This is a genomic window from Gottfriedia sp. ABJ_BB2_2, from assembly GCF_055484705.1.
Map to the genome: position 1 here is coordinate 152,967 of NZ_JBVFKR010000004.1, position 14,432 is coordinate 167,398.

The 14,432-nt window shown below is 33.6% G+C and carries 13 protein-coding genes and 1 riboswitch; of the genes, 4 read left to right on the forward strand and 9 right to left on the reverse strand.

Annotation, left to right across the window (positions count from 1 at the left end; genetic code table 11):
• Nucleotides 1-1,407, forward strand: coding sequence for an amino acid permease (locus ACX6U0_RS11620; protein WP_464960093.1), 1,407 nt, complete (start codon nucleotides 1-3; stop codon nucleotides 1,405-1,407).
• Nucleotides 1,408-1,588: 181 nt separating this feature from the next.
• Here the strand turns inward: ACX6U0_RS11620 and opp4A are convergent, their stop codons facing one another.
• The 8 genes from opp4A to thiT form a co-directional block, all read right to left on the reverse strand.
• Complete coding sequence (gene opp4A, locus ACX6U0_RS11625) at nucleotides 1,589-3,373, reverse strand: oligopeptide ABC transporter substrate-binding protein (RefSeq protein ID WP_464960094.1); 1,785 nt, start codon at nucleotides 3,371-3,373, stop codon at nucleotides 1,589-1,591.
• Between the two features lie 23 nt (nucleotides 3,374-3,396).
• A complete protein-coding gene (locus tag ACX6U0_RS11630; RefSeq protein WP_464960095.1) occupies nucleotides 3,397-4,302 on the reverse strand; it encodes an ABC transporter permease in 906 nt (301 codons plus the stop codon).
• A 14-nt stretch (nucleotides 4,303-4,316) separates the two neighbouring features.
• Entirely contained in the window at nucleotides 4,317-5,282 is a 966-nt protein-coding gene (gene opp4B, locus ACX6U0_RS11635) for an oligopeptide ABC transporter permease (protein ID WP_464960096.1), read from the reverse strand.
• A gap of 15 nt (nucleotides 5,283-5,297) precedes the next feature.
• Nucleotides 5,298-6,224, reverse strand: coding sequence for an ABC transporter ATP-binding protein (locus ACX6U0_RS11640; protein ID WP_464960097.1), 927 nt, complete (start codon nucleotides 6,222-6,224; stop codon nucleotides 5,298-5,300).
• Nucleotides 6,205-7,230, reverse strand: a complete 1,026-nt coding sequence (locus tag ACX6U0_RS11645) for an ABC transporter ATP-binding protein (RefSeq protein WP_464960098.1) — start codon at nucleotides 7,228-7,230, stop codon at nucleotides 6,205-6,207. Before ACX6U0_RS11645 ends, ACX6U0_RS11640 begins: the two co-directional genes overlap by 20 nt.
• Before the next feature lie 694 nt (nucleotides 7,231-7,924).
• Nucleotides 7,925-8,374 (reverse strand): Dps family protein, encoded by a 450-nt coding sequence (locus tag ACX6U0_RS11650; protein WP_464960099.1) that lies wholly within the window; start codon nucleotides 8,372-8,374, stop codon nucleotides 7,925-7,927.
• A gap of 201 nt (nucleotides 8,375-8,575) precedes the next feature.
• Nucleotides 8,576-8,734, reverse strand: coding sequence for a hypothetical protein (locus ACX6U0_RS11655; protein ID WP_464960100.1), 159 nt, complete (start codon nucleotides 8,732-8,734; stop codon nucleotides 8,576-8,578).
• A 169-nt stretch (nucleotides 8,735-8,903) separates the two neighbouring features.
• Nucleotides 8,904-9,479, reverse strand: coding sequence for an energy-coupled thiamine transporter ThiT (thiT, locus tag ACX6U0_RS11660; protein WP_464960101.1), 576 nt, complete (start codon nucleotides 9,477-9,479; stop codon nucleotides 8,904-8,906).
• Between the two features lie 156 nt (nucleotides 9,480-9,635).
• A riboswitch (TPP riboswitch) is annotated at nucleotides 9,636-9,740 on the reverse strand.
• A 300-nt stretch (nucleotides 9,741-10,040) separates the two neighbouring features.
• On the opposite strand from thiT, the gene ACX6U0_RS11665 reads away from it, so the two are divergent.
• From ACX6U0_RS11665 to ACX6U0_RS11675, 3 genes are read left to right on the forward strand one after another with little or no spacing between them, the layout of a single operon-like run.
• Nucleotides 10,041-10,517, forward strand: coding sequence for a low molecular weight protein-tyrosine-phosphatase (locus tag ACX6U0_RS11665; protein ID WP_464960102.1), 477 nt, complete (start codon nucleotides 10,041-10,043; stop codon nucleotides 10,515-10,517).
• Nucleotides 10,518-10,530: 13 nt separating this feature from the next.
• Nucleotides 10,531-11,082: a YtxH domain-containing protein gene (locus tag ACX6U0_RS11670; RefSeq protein ID WP_464960103.1), complete on the forward strand. Its 552-nt coding sequence runs from the start codon at nucleotides 10,531-10,533 to the stop codon at nucleotides 11,080-11,082.
• A gap of 19 nt (nucleotides 11,083-11,101) precedes the next feature.
• Nucleotides 11,102-11,935 carry a YihY/virulence factor BrkB family protein gene (locus tag ACX6U0_RS11675; protein ID WP_464960104.1) on the forward strand — a complete coding sequence of 278 codons (834 nt, stop codon included), beginning with the start codon at nucleotides 11,102-11,104 and terminating at the stop codon, nucleotides 11,933-11,935.
• Between the two features lie 248 nt (nucleotides 11,936-12,183).
• On the opposite strand, the gene ACX6U0_RS11680 is transcribed toward ACX6U0_RS11675, so the two are convergent.
• Entirely contained in the window at nucleotides 12,184-14,103 is a 1,920-nt protein-coding gene (locus ACX6U0_RS11680; RefSeq protein ID WP_464960105.1) for a heavy metal translocating P-type ATPase, read from the reverse strand.
• Nucleotides 14,104-14,432: the final 329 nt, after the last annotated feature.

Consider the following 14,432-nt stretch of genomic DNA (forward strand, 5'->3'; position numbering starts at 1 on the left):
ATGTTTCAACAAGAACAGGGGTTAAAAAAAGAGTTAAAAAGTAGACATTTGTTTATGATTGCGCTTGGGGGAATTATTGGAACAGGTTTATTTATGGGATCTGGCTTAACAATTAGTGAAGCAGGGCCAGGTGGTGCAATCGTTGCCTATTTAGTAGGTGGACTAGTAATGTATTTAACAATGCTTTGTCTTGGAGAGCTTGCTGTAAGATTACCTGATGCAGGATCTTATCAAACATATGCTACTAAATATGTATCGCCATCAACTGGTTATGTTGTAGGTTGGATGTCATGGTTAAACTGGTCAGTAACTATTGGTCTAGAATTAATTACAGTCAGTATGTTAATGAAGAGATGGTTCCCGGATGTATCTACATGGATCTGGTGTGTAGTATTTGGTGTACTATTATTTGCAGTTAATGCATTATCTACTAAAAGTTTTGCTGAAGTAGAGTTCTGGTTTGCTAGTATTAAGGTAGTAACAATCGTTGTATTTATTATTTTAGGTGCAGCTGTAATGTTTGGAATTGTATCTGTAGAAGGTACAAAGGCACCGATGCTTACAAACTTTACTGACCATGGTGGTTTATTCCCTAATGGCATCTTAGCGATTATTGTTACGATGGTTGCAGTTAACTTCTCGTTCCAAGGTAGTGAGCTTGTAGGGATCGCAGCTGGTGAAAGTGAAGACCCAGCAAAAGCAGTACCTAAGGCTATCAACAATACTGTTTGGAGAATTCTAGTATTCTATATTTTATCAATGTTCGTTTTAGCAGGTTTATTCCCATGGGAAAAAGCTGGATTAGTAGACAGCCCGTTTGTTGTTGTATTTGATAATATTGGTATCCCATACGCTGCAGATATTATGAACTTTGTTATTATCACAGCGGTATTATCTGTGGCAAACTCTGGATTATATGCAACTTCACGAATGATGTATTCTATGGCTCAAAAAGGGATGGTTAGTCCGGCACTTGGGAAATTAAATAAAAAAGGTGTACCTTTAAACGCATTAATTTTCAGTATGTTATTTGGATGTTTATCTCTATTATGTGGTATTTTTGCAGAGGATACAGTTTACTTATGGTTATTATCGATTGCTGGATTCGGAGCAGTTTTCATCTGGGCTAGCATTGCATTATCAAATCTTTTAGGTAGAAAAAAATATATTCAAGAAGGTGGAAGAGTAGAGGATTTAAAATATAAAACTCCACTTTATCCAATCGTTCCAATTGTTGCTTTAGTACTGAATGTCGCTGTTATGATCAGCTTGGCGTTTATTCCTGAACAACGTATCGCTTTATACTGTGGTATACCATTTATGATTCTTTGTTTAATCTATTATCATTTATCAGCGAAGAACAAAATTGGGAAGTTTGAATTGGAAGAAAATAAAAAGATTAGTTAATTTTCAGACTGTTGACAAACGCTCGCTTTCTTCGTTGCTTCGCCTGCTTGCGGTGCTCATTACCGTCAAAGGTAACTCCGCTCCTCATCCGGCTTTGCGCCTCGAAAGACAAGCGTTTTCAATCAGTCTGAATTCTAAAAAAAGGAAGAGTAGCTCAAAGCGACTCTTCCTTTTTTCATGTTTATTTATTTTTTTCTGATTCTTCACTTGTTACAGTGATTTCTTGTAAATGCCCTTGGAACCCTTGACCTGGAGTGATATCATAACCTTTCACTCGATTGTTTACTCCGTCTAATCCGAAGCGGAATAGAGTAGGGATTAACGGTACTTCTTCACTTACAAGCTCTTGCCATTTGTTATAAACCTCTTGACGGTGGTTTTCATCAAATGAATCAGGAGAGATACCATCTTTTAATAGTTGATCATTTTCATCGTTTACCCAACGAACATAGTTAAATGGTGCATTTTTAGACCAAATTCCAGATGGATCTGGGTCAGAACCAGTTCCCCAAGCTGCTGCGAATACTTCGATTTTTGGATCGTCTTTTTCAACCATTTCATAGAATGAGTTGAATTCATGTAAACGTCCATCTAATAATTGAACATCTAAACCAACATCTTTCCAAGCTTGTAAGTAGAATTGTGCTAATGGTTCTGCGATATCGCCACCACTCATAGATGCAAAGTTGATTTTGAACTCTTTACCATTTGGATCTTCACGTAAACCGTCACCAGTTACATCTTTGTAGCCAGCTTCATCAAGTAATGATTTTGCTTTCTTAGGATCATATTCATAACCTTTAAGGTTTTTATCAAAGTATTTCGGGAATGAAGGTGGAATAACAGATGTTGCAGGGAATCTTAGCCCTTTATAAAGCTTTTCACCTACAGATTTGTTATCAAGTGCATAAGCCATTGCTTGACGTAAACGTTTATCAGCGAATTTTGGATTATCCATTACGTTTACTCCATTTTTCGCGTCATAATGACCTAATTTAAATCCAATATAAGAGTAAGATAACTCAGTTCTACCAAGTAACTGAATATTTTTTAATGATTTTGCTTTATCATATTGATCAGCAGAAACTGAAGCAATATCGATATCACCATTTTCTAATGACGCTGTAGCAATTGTAGGGTTAACTACTTTTAAAAGTACGCCATCTAATTTTGGTGCACCATTCCAGTAGTCTTTAAATGCTTCAAACTCAACAGCTTCACCTGGTGTAATTTTCTTAATTTTGAAAGGACCAAAACCGATTGGTTCTTTACGGATTTGTTTAGATTCTACTAATTTATCAATTGCCACATCACCTAAATATTTTTTAGGAAGTGGGTAAGTCCAAAGACCAGTTAGTACTGATGGATTTGCTTCTTTAAAAGTAATTGAGATCGTTTGTGGATCGATTACTTTAACACCAGAAATGTTTTTTGCTTTTCCAGTATGATATTCTTCCATACCTTCAATCATTGACATTTGTGTATCGTAGCGTACACCAGTGTATTTAGGGCTACCAATTACTAGGTAAGCATATTCTAAATCTTCTGCTGTTACTGGGTTACCATCATGCCATTTTACATTATCTTTAATTTTTAAAGTGATTACTTTTTTATCTTCACTTAATTCGTATGTAGCAGCACCATCTTGATCGTATACATAGTTCTCATCTGTTGAAAGTAGTGCTTCATCAAAGAACTGTAATACTTCAGAGTCTGGTTGACCTTCATAAAATACAGTATTTAAAATACCTTCGAATGGTGTATCAGAAATAAGACCATATTTTAACACGCCACCAGCAATTGCTTCCTTATCATTTTTTACTTTTACAGGAAATGCAGATGTTTCTACTTTTTCTGTAGGTTTAGCTGATGTTGGCTTATCGTCTCCACCTTTACAAGCTGAAAGGATTAACATAGAAACAGCCATTGCACTTAATACTTTTGAAAAGCTTTTTACATTCTTCATACTTTCACTCTCCTTAAAGTTGTTTAACCTCTTCTTTGCCTTGCATCAGCTGCACGCTTTAGCGCTTCACCGATAAAATTTATACTTAGCATGAGCACTAAAATCATGCCCGATGCAGGTAACCAAATCCACCATTTATTCTGTAGAACATCTGGGTTTGTTGCATATGCAACGAGTGTACCTAAGCTTGGCGTGCTTTCAGGTAATCCGAATCCTAAGAAGGTAAGACCAGATTCAATCCCGATATTTCCAGCTAGGTTCAAAGTAAATGCTACTATAATCAGTGAGCTTACATTAGGTAATAGATGTGTTAATATGATTTTCCAGTTAGGTGTTCCAAGAGCTTTTGCTGCTGCAATGTAATCCAATTCACTTTCAGACAATACTTTTGAGCGAATCAGCCTTGCTTTACCTGTCCATAAGAAAATACTCATAATTAACACGAAATTAGGAATCGTAAATTTTGGTACTACAGTTACAAATACTATGATTAACATTAATGTTGGTAGAGATAGGATAAAGTCGATGATTCGCATGACAATACCATCTACTAGACCACCAAAGTAGCCAGCAATTAATCCTAATGATAAACCTAGAATATTCGTAATGATTGTAATAAATAAACCGATTGTAAATGAGTTTTTCGTTCCAATAATCAATTGTCCAAATACATCTCGTCCGCCATAATCAGTACCAAGCCAATGTAGTGAAGAAGGGGGCTGATAGATTGATAGGAAGTCAACCTTTGTAATTTGGTCTTGATCTAAAATAAGGGATGCGCCGTAAACAGTAATCAGGATTAGACTCAAAATAATCAGTGAAGCTAATGCCATTCGATCACGTTTGAACTCTGACCAGATTACACTAAAGCCAGAGGGGCTTTTTGATTTTTCTATCAGTTGTGTTTGATTTTCAAGTTTCAATTCCATTATTTTCACCTACCTTAATCAATCCGAATACGTGGATCAACTATGCTTAATATGATGTCAGAAATCAGTGTTCCAAATAATGTTGCTAGGCTTGTCATAAGTACAAGAGCATTTACAACTGTAAAATCGCGAAGCATTACGGATTTAATGAATAGCTGTCCAATTCCTGGGTAACCAAAAATGGACTCTAAAAAGATTGATCCAGCTATTAAACCAGTAATCTCGTAACCTAAAAAAGCAGCAATCGGTAAAAATGAATTTCGTAGAATATGTCTTGAATAAATTTTAGATTCAGGAACACCTTTTGACTTAGCTGTTCTAACAAAATCCTTTACCTTCGTATCAATAATTTCACTACGTAAATACTGTGAAATTCCAACAGTAGAAATTAGGGCACCGGCCATTGATGGAAGAATAAGATGTTGCAATTTACTCATATAATAAGCAAATGTTCCATTATCAATTTGCGGATCAACACTACCGCCAGTAGGCAATAAATCTAAATAAAAACCAAAAATAAATAACATGATAAGTCCAAAGATAAATAATGGTGTTGCGAAACCAATATAGTTATACCCTGTGACGAGCTTATCGGCCCAGGTATCATTCCAACGACCACTGATTATGCCAAGTGGAATCGCTAAAATATATGTAAGGATAAATACACAAAGAGCAAGTAGTACAGTGTTACCAATTCGTTCACCGATAACATCCGTTACTGCTAGTTTATGTGTGTAAGAGATTCCAAAATCACCTTTTACTACATTTTTTATCCAATTAACATATTGCACATGTACGGGATCATCTAGTCCCATCTGTTTTCGAATTTCAGCAATACGTTCTGGGGATGCTTTTGGATCCAATTGTTTACCAGTAAGAGCATCACCTGGCATCGCTTTAGCGAGTGCAAAAATTAATATACTCAAAATAATCATTTGAGGAATCATAATGAGCACTCTGCGAAGTAAAAATTTCCACATATAGCTTTCTCCTTTCTATGGAAGTGCTACTCGATGAGTATCAGATATTTGTTTTAAATCATAAGGACGTCCATTTGCATCAAAGTAGGAAGAGGAGTTCTTTTCATATTCATGTCGAACTTCCTGTCTAGCTTTTATTTTTTCAGACCTTACTTCTGGGCGAATATCTGGAATAGCTGCAATTAAACGTCTTGTATAGATATGTTGAGGGTTTGTTAAAATATCTTCTGTTGTTCCTTCTTCAACAAGTCTTCCACGATACATAACACCAATTCGATCACATAAATGACGTATAACACCAAGGTCATGACCAATAAATAAATAAGTTAATTTGAATTCCTCTTGAAGATCCTGTAAAAAGTTTAATACTTGTGCTTGTACTGAAACATCAAGTGCTGAAACTGGCTCATCAGCAACAATCAATTTTGGTTGTAAAGTTAAAGCTCTTGCTATCCCAATTCGTTGACGTTGTCCACCAGAGAATTCATGTGGATATTTGAAAAGCGCTTCAGGTGGTAATCCAACCTTTTGTAAATAGTAAAGCACTTTTTCTCTCTCTTCATCTGGAGATAGTTTTTCAAAGTTTCTTAATGGTTCTGCAACTAAATCTATGATTCTTTTTTTAGGATTTAAAGAAGAATACGGATCCTGGAAGATCATTTGAATTTCTTTTCGAAATGCTCTCATTTGTTTCTTACTTAAAGAAATTAGATCATTTTGCTCAAATTCAATACTTCCACCAGTTGCTTTTGTTAACTGTAAAATCGCTTTACCAGCAGTTGATTTACCACTACCAGATTCACCGATTAAACCATATGTTTCACCTTCGCGTAATTCAAATGAAATTCCGTCAACAGCTCTAACATAATCAACGACTGTTCGGAAAACTCCACCACGTATTGGAAAATGTACTTTTAAATCTTCAACCTTTAATAGAGACATTTACAATCGGTGCTCCTTTCTCATTCTTGAAATGGAAATGCTTATAACAAGAACAACGGACATAATGGTTTGGTGTTATTTCATGTAAACCTGGCTGCTCCTCGTGAGCATAAGATTGAATCCACGGAATGCGGTGGCTAAATCGGCAGCCTGTTCTTGGTAATTTATCTAATGGTGGGACAGTACCCTCGATAATATGAAGTCTTTGATTTTTTGAATGAGTAGTAGGAATCGAGTTTAATAGAGAGCGAGTATAAGGATGTAGAGGTTGATTGAAAATTTCTTCAACTGTTCCCGTTTCAATAATCTGACCTGCATACATAACAGCTACTCGATCAGCAACCTCAGCAACAACGCTTAAATCGTGTGTAATCAAGATAATGCCGAGCTTTGTTTCTTTTTGAATTTCTTTCAATAAATCCAATATTTGTGCTTGGATTGTTACGTCCAATGCAGTCGTAGGCTCGTCCGCAATAATAAACGATGGATTGCAGGCAATGGCAATAGAAATCATAACCCTCTGTCTCATACCACCAGATAGTTCATGCGGATATTGCTTATATGTAATTGTTGGCTTTGGAATTCCGACTTGGGCTAGCAATTGTAATGCACGTTCTTTTTTTTGTGAGGATGATAGGTTTGTATGGTAATCCAAATTTTCTTCAATTTGTTTTCCAACAGTCATTAATGGATTAAGTGCAGTAAGAGGCTCTTGAAAAATCATTCCGATTTCCTTACCTCGAATTTTATTCATATTACTATCAGATAATGATAATAAGTTGTTTCCCTTATAATTGATGGAACCTTCCATCTTTGTTCGTTTATTTTGATGAAGGCCTAAAATAGAAAGAGCTAAAGCACTTTTACCACAGCCAGATTCACCAACAATTGCTAATATTTCATTTTCATGAACAGTTAACGAAACATCATCTACAGCTGGATAATACTGATTATTAATACGAAATGATGTAGTTAAATGGTCAATTTTCAAAAGAGGTTTTGACATTTTTTGTCTCCTTTCGCGTAATTGTAAGGAAATTGTTAGTTTATTTAGAATTTTCATAAGTATAATATATATTATGCAATTGTTTCAATATTAAAACAATTGATACAAACTCTGGGTCTTTAGTCTCGTTTTTATAATTTTATGTATTTCGACTTTGATAAAAACTGGGTCGTAAAGATGAGGGTGAAATTTAAAATCATTGAGAATAAGTGATGAATACTGGAAAAAGAGGAAGTAACAAAGCTTCACTCGGTTAGAAAAAATTGGTTGTAATCAGAAATATAGATATAAATTGTTGGTAGAAAATTAAGAAGAAATGTGTCGATTATTGATGTAATTTTGTAGAAAATATAATAGGATATATGGGATGGGTAGGTGTAAATTCCTAGTTACTTTCACCTAGTTCGAATAGGTAATAGGAACTAGTGTGTAACGATTTACGCATAAGCTAGAACAATATGCTTTACAATCTATTAATAAATCGAAACGAATTGCCATTTTGTTTTCATTCGATCGAATAAATGGTTTTATTTTAAAAAAAATCAAAACCGGTTGTAAGGAAACAGCTGATATTGATAGAGAGCAAAATTAAACAAACATTTGTTTAATTTATAAAAATACCAATTAAAGACAAAAAACAGTGTAAACAACAAAGAATGATAAGTCATTCAATGATGTTATACACTGTTTTTTATTAACCTAGGAATGCTTTTAACATCCAAACATGTTTTGAAAGTTGTTCACGAATTGCTAATAGCATATCATGTGTAACAGAATCTTTTTCGTAATCTGTAATATCCATTCCATCCTTTAATTCTTCAATTAAGTATTGGTAGTCATGAATTAGATCTTGAACCATTTCTTCTGCTTTCACTAATTTGTTGGCTTCGTTAATCCCGGAAGTATCTAAATACTCTCTCATTGTAGCAAGTGGTTTCCCACCAATTATTAATACACGCTCTGCTAGTTCATCAATATGTATACTCGCTTCGTTGTATAGTTCTTCGAATTTAGCATGTAAAGTGAAGAAGTCTCCTCCTTTAACATACCAGTGATAGTTATGTAATTTTACATATAACACATTCCAGTCAGCTAATTGTTTGTTTAATACATCTACAGTCGTTTTTGTGATGGACGTATCCATTTAAAATTCCTCCTTTAATAATTCAAGAGTTCATGGTGTCTACGATAATCATGTACACCCATCATATATGATAATAAGCAGAAATAGTCATGGTAATATTTGATAACTAAGTGAACAATTAGTAAAATTAACGATTTATAGAAAATCTTGTACATAAAAAAAATAAAACCATCCAAATATATGAATGATTTTACAATTTTTTCAATTAGTATGATCCTCTTTTTCACTTGAGGGAGGTTTCGCATCGATGAGATTTTCATCGTCTACATTTAATGAATTTTTTAATAGCATGAAAAATGCGCCAATCCCACCTAAAAGTATAATCGTAAATATGAAGAAAATGATGATGTCATAAATCAAAGTACAAACCTCCTTTGATATTTTTTACTGTATTTATTTATATGAGTGAGGAGTGGAGCAAATAACTATAATTCACAAAGTGTTCAATAATTTTATGAATATATTTTATTTAGAATAGAAAAACCCTACTCAAGAAAGAGTAGGGTTATAAGTGAATAAATGATAGTTTTTAAGCAGCTTGATTCTTTTTCACGTTTGCAAGAACTGGAGCTGTTGAAAGTAAAAATATTAAAATGATTGCACAAATGATAAATGATGGAACCATATACCAAGCATTATAAACTAAAGAATACAATGATACCGGTGTTCCTTTTGGAGCGTACGAACCAAAAAATACGATTCCAGAAATGTAATGACATAGAAAACGAGTTAGTGAACCAATAAAAGTACCTACTATTATAAAGATAGTTGCTAATGTTTTATTTCCATTCGTTAAATTATTTTTAACTTGTTTGTAAACAATACCAGCTAATCCTAGACCTGTAAAAGCAATGATGTAATCTAATAATATTTGAATTGGATGAACAAAATAAAAGTTGGTAACTAATTGTAGTGCTGCAAGTAATAAGCCAGTTATTAAACCTTGTTTTATTCCCCATCTAAATGCGATTAAAAAAACAGGTAGCATTGATAATGATACAGATCCGCCTTGTGGTGCTTTAAATAATGGTAGTAAATCAAAAACCATTGCTAATGCTGCACACATTGCAATTTCTACCATCATTTGTATTTTTGAATTTCTCATATAAAATTCCCCCTTATCTCTCTTTGACAACACTCATTGTAAATGAAGCACTTTGGAATAGAGTTTGGATAACTCTTTCAATTGAAGTGTAAATTAGGGAGAGGAATGGTAAAAATAAAAAAAGTAACACTGGTAGCATGATGATCCCAGGGTTACTTTTTCATCGTGCCACATCCCTACGTTAGTATTAACTAACAGGTTCAAAGGGTAAGAATAGTTATGCTATTCACTCTCAGCCTCATGGCTCCCCTTGTGGTTCATCGTACATTTAGTTGTCATTACTAAATATAGTCAATGTGTTTTAAAAATACAATCATTTTATACGATAAAATAGAAATATTTTCATCATATAAAGACAGTAATCCCTGGTTATATGGATAAAGCAATAAATTTATGTGTGTTTACTTGAAAATTGTGATGATGAGTATAATCTTGTTAATTTTAAGTTGAATTATACACTTTAGCACTTCTTTTCTTTTTAAATTAGAAAGTGTAGAATGGAATCGAAACAAACAGCTAAATTTTGGCAAAAAGTGTAATTAATTTGAAGGAGACATCGAAATGATTCAAGTATTATTTGTCTGTTTAGGTAACATTTGTCGCTCGCCAATGGCAGAGGCTGTTTTTCGTCATATAGTGACAGAAAAAGGGTTAGAAAAACATTTTATGATTGATTCTGCAGGTACTGGTGATTGGCATATTGGTCACCCACCACACAAGGGAACAAAGGAATTACTAGGTCAAAAAGGTATAGATTGCGAAGGTATGAAAGCTCGAAAAGTGACAGATAATGACTTTAAATATTTTAGTTATATTGTTGCTATGGATGCACAGAATAAAGAGGATTTAATGAATTTAGCAAGAAATAATTGTATAGGAGAAATAACACTCCTTTCAGATTACGTACCATCTTCAATGTGGAAGGAAGTACCTGATCCGTATTATACGGGAAATTTTGATGAAGTATATAACATCGTTGAGGAAGGCTGCTCACACTTACTTCAGCATATTTTAAAGCAACACCAACTAACTGTTTAGAGGAGGATGTAGAATGTCAAAACGTAACAAAGCTTTACGCAATATTCTTGTCGGAGTCGCAATTGGTGCAGGAGTTACTTTACTGAACAAAGAAAATCGTGAAAAGATTACACGAAAAGGTAAAAGTGTATCTAAGAAATTAAATCAAATGAAAGAAGATCCAGAATTAGTAAAAGGAGCAGTTCGCTCTCAATTGAAGGTTGTTCAAAATTCTGTTGAAAAATTAGAAGATAACGTTCAACTTGTAAAAGATAAGTGGATTGAAATTAAAGATTCTACTATCAACAAGTTTGAATCGGTTAAAGGAGCTTCTAAAGTAGTATCTGGGGATGCTGCTGAAGAAGTTGAAGAAAAAGTAGAAAACGTGATGAAAGCAGTTAATGAGCCTGTAGAAAAAAAGGTAGATCCGTTTGAAGATAAAGTGGAAGATCAAGTAGAAGCGCAACTAGCTGCAACTCTTGAAAATGTTGAAGACATTAATGAAGAGAATGCAGAAGAAGTGGAAGAAAAAGTTGAAGAAGTTTTATTATCGAGTATATCTACATCAACTCCATCAAAAGAATAAACACATTGAAGGTGTAAACTTGATTAGCAAAAAGAATTTGATTGTCGCATTTGTTTGGGATTTAGTGAAAAAGTGTATGGCAGACGATATTGTGTCTCGTTCAGCGGAGCTAGCATATTACTTCATGCTATCTCTTTTTCCATTTCTATTAGTTTTAACACAGGTAATTATCTATTTACCGATATCAAACGATGAAGTTCTTGCATTTTTAAGTCAGTATGCTCCTCCAGATGCTATGGCAATTATTAAGAGTAATTTACAATTAATAATCGGACAATCACATGGTGGTGTGTTATCATTCGGGTTAATTGCAACAATTTGGGCATCTTCTAATGCAATTAATGCAATTATTAGAGCTTTTAATGATGCATATGACGTAGAGGACAAAAGAAATTATTTCGTTACACGAGGAGTTTCTATTTTATTAACGTTAATAATGGTGTTTGTAATCGTATTCGCTCTTTTAATCCCGGTATTTGGGAAGGTTATTGCGGAGTTCTTATTTGAATTTCTAGGAATTTCTGATCGTTTTTTATCTACTTGGAGTATTATCCGTTGGTCATTGAGTTTTATTATTTTATATTTGGTTTTTACCGTCCTTTATTCTATAGGGCCAAGTAAAGTAGTACATGTTAAAAAAGTATTTTTTGGCTCAATATTTGCAACACTTGGATGGATATTCTCATCTTTTGGTTTTGCATATTATGTAGATAATTTCGGTAATTTTACAGGTCATTACGGAAGTTTGGGTGGCATTATTGTTTTAATGATTTGGTTTTATATTTCAGCCATGGTCGTTGTAATTGGTGGAGAAATAAATGCCTTTTTAAAGCAAAGAAAAATGCGTGTTTAACATTTTTGGACGTATCTTCCATGAGTAGTCTTTTGCTGATTAGATAAACTATAAAAGACTTCAAATAAGGGAGGGAATGTTCATGAGTAATAACAAACAAAACCATAATGATAAGTCTAACAAAAAACAAAAAAGTAGTTCTCATCCAAAACATAAAACTAGTGGTTCAGCAAACGGACATAACGATTACCATTAAGTAAAAAAGCGCAAAGTACAATGAATAGGTCACTGTGCTTTGCGCTTTAATATTAATTTCTCAATAATCTTAATGAATTTAATATAACTAAGATTGTACTTCCCTCATGTCCGATTACTCCATAAGGTAAATCAATTATTTGTAAAAAGTTTGAACATATTAAAAATGATATCACTGCTAATGAGAAAATGATATTTTGTTTAACAATTTTATTCATACGTTTTGATAATGTAATGGCTTTTGATATTTTTGTTAGGTCATTTTTCATTAGTACAACATCGGCAGTCTCTAATGCGACACCAGTACCGCCACCCATTGCAATCCCCACATTTGCTGTAGCTAAAGCGGGTGCGTCATTAATCCCATCACCTACCATCGCTACTTGGCCATAACGTTCTTTTAATTTTTTAACGATTGATACTTTTTCATCAGGTAAGCAAGAAGAGAAGAATTCATTAATTTTGCTTTCTGAAGCAATTGCTTTTGCAGTTTGTTCAGAATCTCCAGTAATCATAACTGTCTGAACACCTAATTTATTTAATGTTTTTAATGCATTTTTTGTTTCATTTCGTACTAAATCTTTTAAAGAGAAGATTGCAACTAGAGTGTCTTCCGTTCCTACATAGACAATTGTATTACCTTCTTTTTCTGCATTTTCTTCAAAATGGGTAAAAGGATTATGTTTTACAGTAACAAATTCCTTTTTTCCAACTCGGTAAGCTATGCCATTTACGACTGCTGAAACACCAAAACCAGCATGATCATCAATCTGTTCAAAAGAAGTAGAGATAGTAGCGCCCTGTTTTGTTGCATAATCAACGATTGCTGAAGCAAGTGGATGCGTAGAATAACGTTCGATAGAAGCAATTATTGATAATAATTCAACACGATCCATTCCATTAATCATTTCAAATCCAGTTACTTCTGGTTTTCCTACTGTTAAAGTTCCAGTTTTATCGAAGGCAATCGCTTTTAAAACCGCCAATCGTTCTAAGTGTATACCACCTTTAACAAGTATGCCGGACTTAGCACCATTTGAAATTGCTGATAGTACTGCAGGCGTAATTGATGCTACTAATGCACAAGGTGATGCCACTACTAATAAAATCATTGCGCGATAAAAAGTTGTTGTCCATGACCAATCTAAAAGGAAATGAGGTAAAAACATCATGATCAATACTGCAATTAAAACACCTTTTACGTAGACACCTTCAAATTGATCAATAAACTGTTGAGAAGGTGTTTTTTCACTTTGAGCTGTTTGAACAAGATTGATAATCTTTTGGAACAGTGTTTCATCACTATGTTTCGTAATTTCAACGACTAAAGTTCCTTTCATATTAATCGTACCAGCGAAAACCTCATCTTTTAAAGCCTTTACAACCGGAATAGATTCACCAGTTAGTGCTGATTCATCTACTAATGTTTCACCTTTCATAATTTGACCGTCAGCAGGAATACGTTCACCAGCCTTAATCAAAATTAAATCACCTAGATTTAGATTCTTGATGCTTACAACTTCTTCTAAATCTCCATTCATACGAATGGCAGTTTGAGGTTGTAATGATAATAGAGAAGATATTTCTTGATTTGTTTTGTTTAATGTATACGTTTCAAGTGCTCCACTTAAAGCAAAGATAAAAATTAATACTGCACCTTCAGTCCAATATCCGATAATAGCTGAACCGATTGCTGCGAAAATCATTAGCATTTCAACATTTAGTTCTTTCTCAGCGATTGTATCCTCAATACCTTCTTTCGCTTTAGCAAAGCCTCCAATACAAAAAGCCAACACATATAATGAGATAGAGATGGTTGAATGTTTGTCGTTTAATAATGAAGCAATCAATATGAAAACCCCTGAAATTAAAGCGGCAATTAATTCACCGTGTTTTGTAAGAAAATTAGATGAAGCTTCGTGATCGGCTTCATATGTAGTTTGTATATTTGATACTTTAGTACTTGCTTCCATAATAATACCCCTTTCTTTTTATGCAATTGAGAAAAATAATCAAATTCACTACCCTTATAAAACGACGAAAGCTGCCGTCCATAGGACAGCAGCATACTTTTATAAGTTGGTTTTTCCATAATATATAGTTTCTAAGTTGAAAAAGAATCAAGTGGCTAGATTAAAATAATTCTTATTAAATATATATTACCATATTCCAACAAGTGTGATGAAATAATTTGCTTAAAAGTCAAAAATTAAGCAAATTTAATCAAAATGAATAGGAAATGTAGTAAGATTGACATTGGATTAGGATCTATTAATAGACAATAAACAAAGATAGAAAAGAA

What these genes read in the sequence shown, in the direction of transcription:
- ACX6U0_RS11620 (WP_464960093.1), top strand. Translation starts at nt 1, where the DNA reads ATGTTTCAACAAGAACAGGGGTTAAAAAAAGAGTTAAAAAGTAGACAT.
- opp4A (WP_464960094.1), bottom strand. Translation starts at nt 3,373, where the DNA reads ATGAAGAATGTAAAAAGCTTTTCAAAAGTATTAAGTGCAATGGCTGTT.
- ACX6U0_RS11630 (WP_464960095.1), bottom strand. Translation starts at nt 4,302, where the DNA reads ATGGAATTGAAACTTGAAAATCAAACACAACTGATAGAAAAATCAAAA.
- opp4B (WP_464960096.1), bottom strand. Translation starts at nt 5,282, where the DNA reads ATGTGGAAATTTTTACTTCGCAGAGTGCTCATTATGATTCCTCAAATG.
- ACX6U0_RS11640 (WP_464960097.1), bottom strand. Translation starts at nt 6,224, where the DNA reads ATGTCTCTATTAAAGGTTGAAGATTTAAAAGTACATTTTCCAATACGT.
- ACX6U0_RS11645 (WP_464960098.1), bottom strand. Translation starts at nt 7,230, where the DNA reads ATGTCAAAACCTCTTTTGAAAATTGACCATTTAACTACATCATTTCGT.
- ACX6U0_RS11650 (WP_464960099.1), bottom strand. Translation starts at nt 8,374, where the DNA reads ATGGATACGTCCATCACAAAAACGACTGTAGATGTATTAAACAAACAA.
- thiT (WP_464960101.1), bottom strand. Translation starts at nt 9,479, where the DNA reads ATGAGAAATTCAAAAATACAAATGATGGTAGAAATTGCAATGTGTGCA.
- ACX6U0_RS11665 (WP_464960102.1), top strand. Translation starts at nt 10,041, where the DNA reads ATGATTCAAGTATTATTTGTCTGTTTAGGTAACATTTGTCGCTCGCCA.
- ACX6U0_RS11670 (WP_464960103.1), top strand. Translation starts at nt 10,531, where the DNA reads ATGTCAAAACGTAACAAAGCTTTACGCAATATTCTTGTCGGAGTCGCA.
- ACX6U0_RS11680 (WP_464960105.1), bottom strand. Translation starts at nt 14,103, where the DNA reads ATGGAAGCAAGTACTAAAGTATCAAATATACAAACTACATATGAAGCC.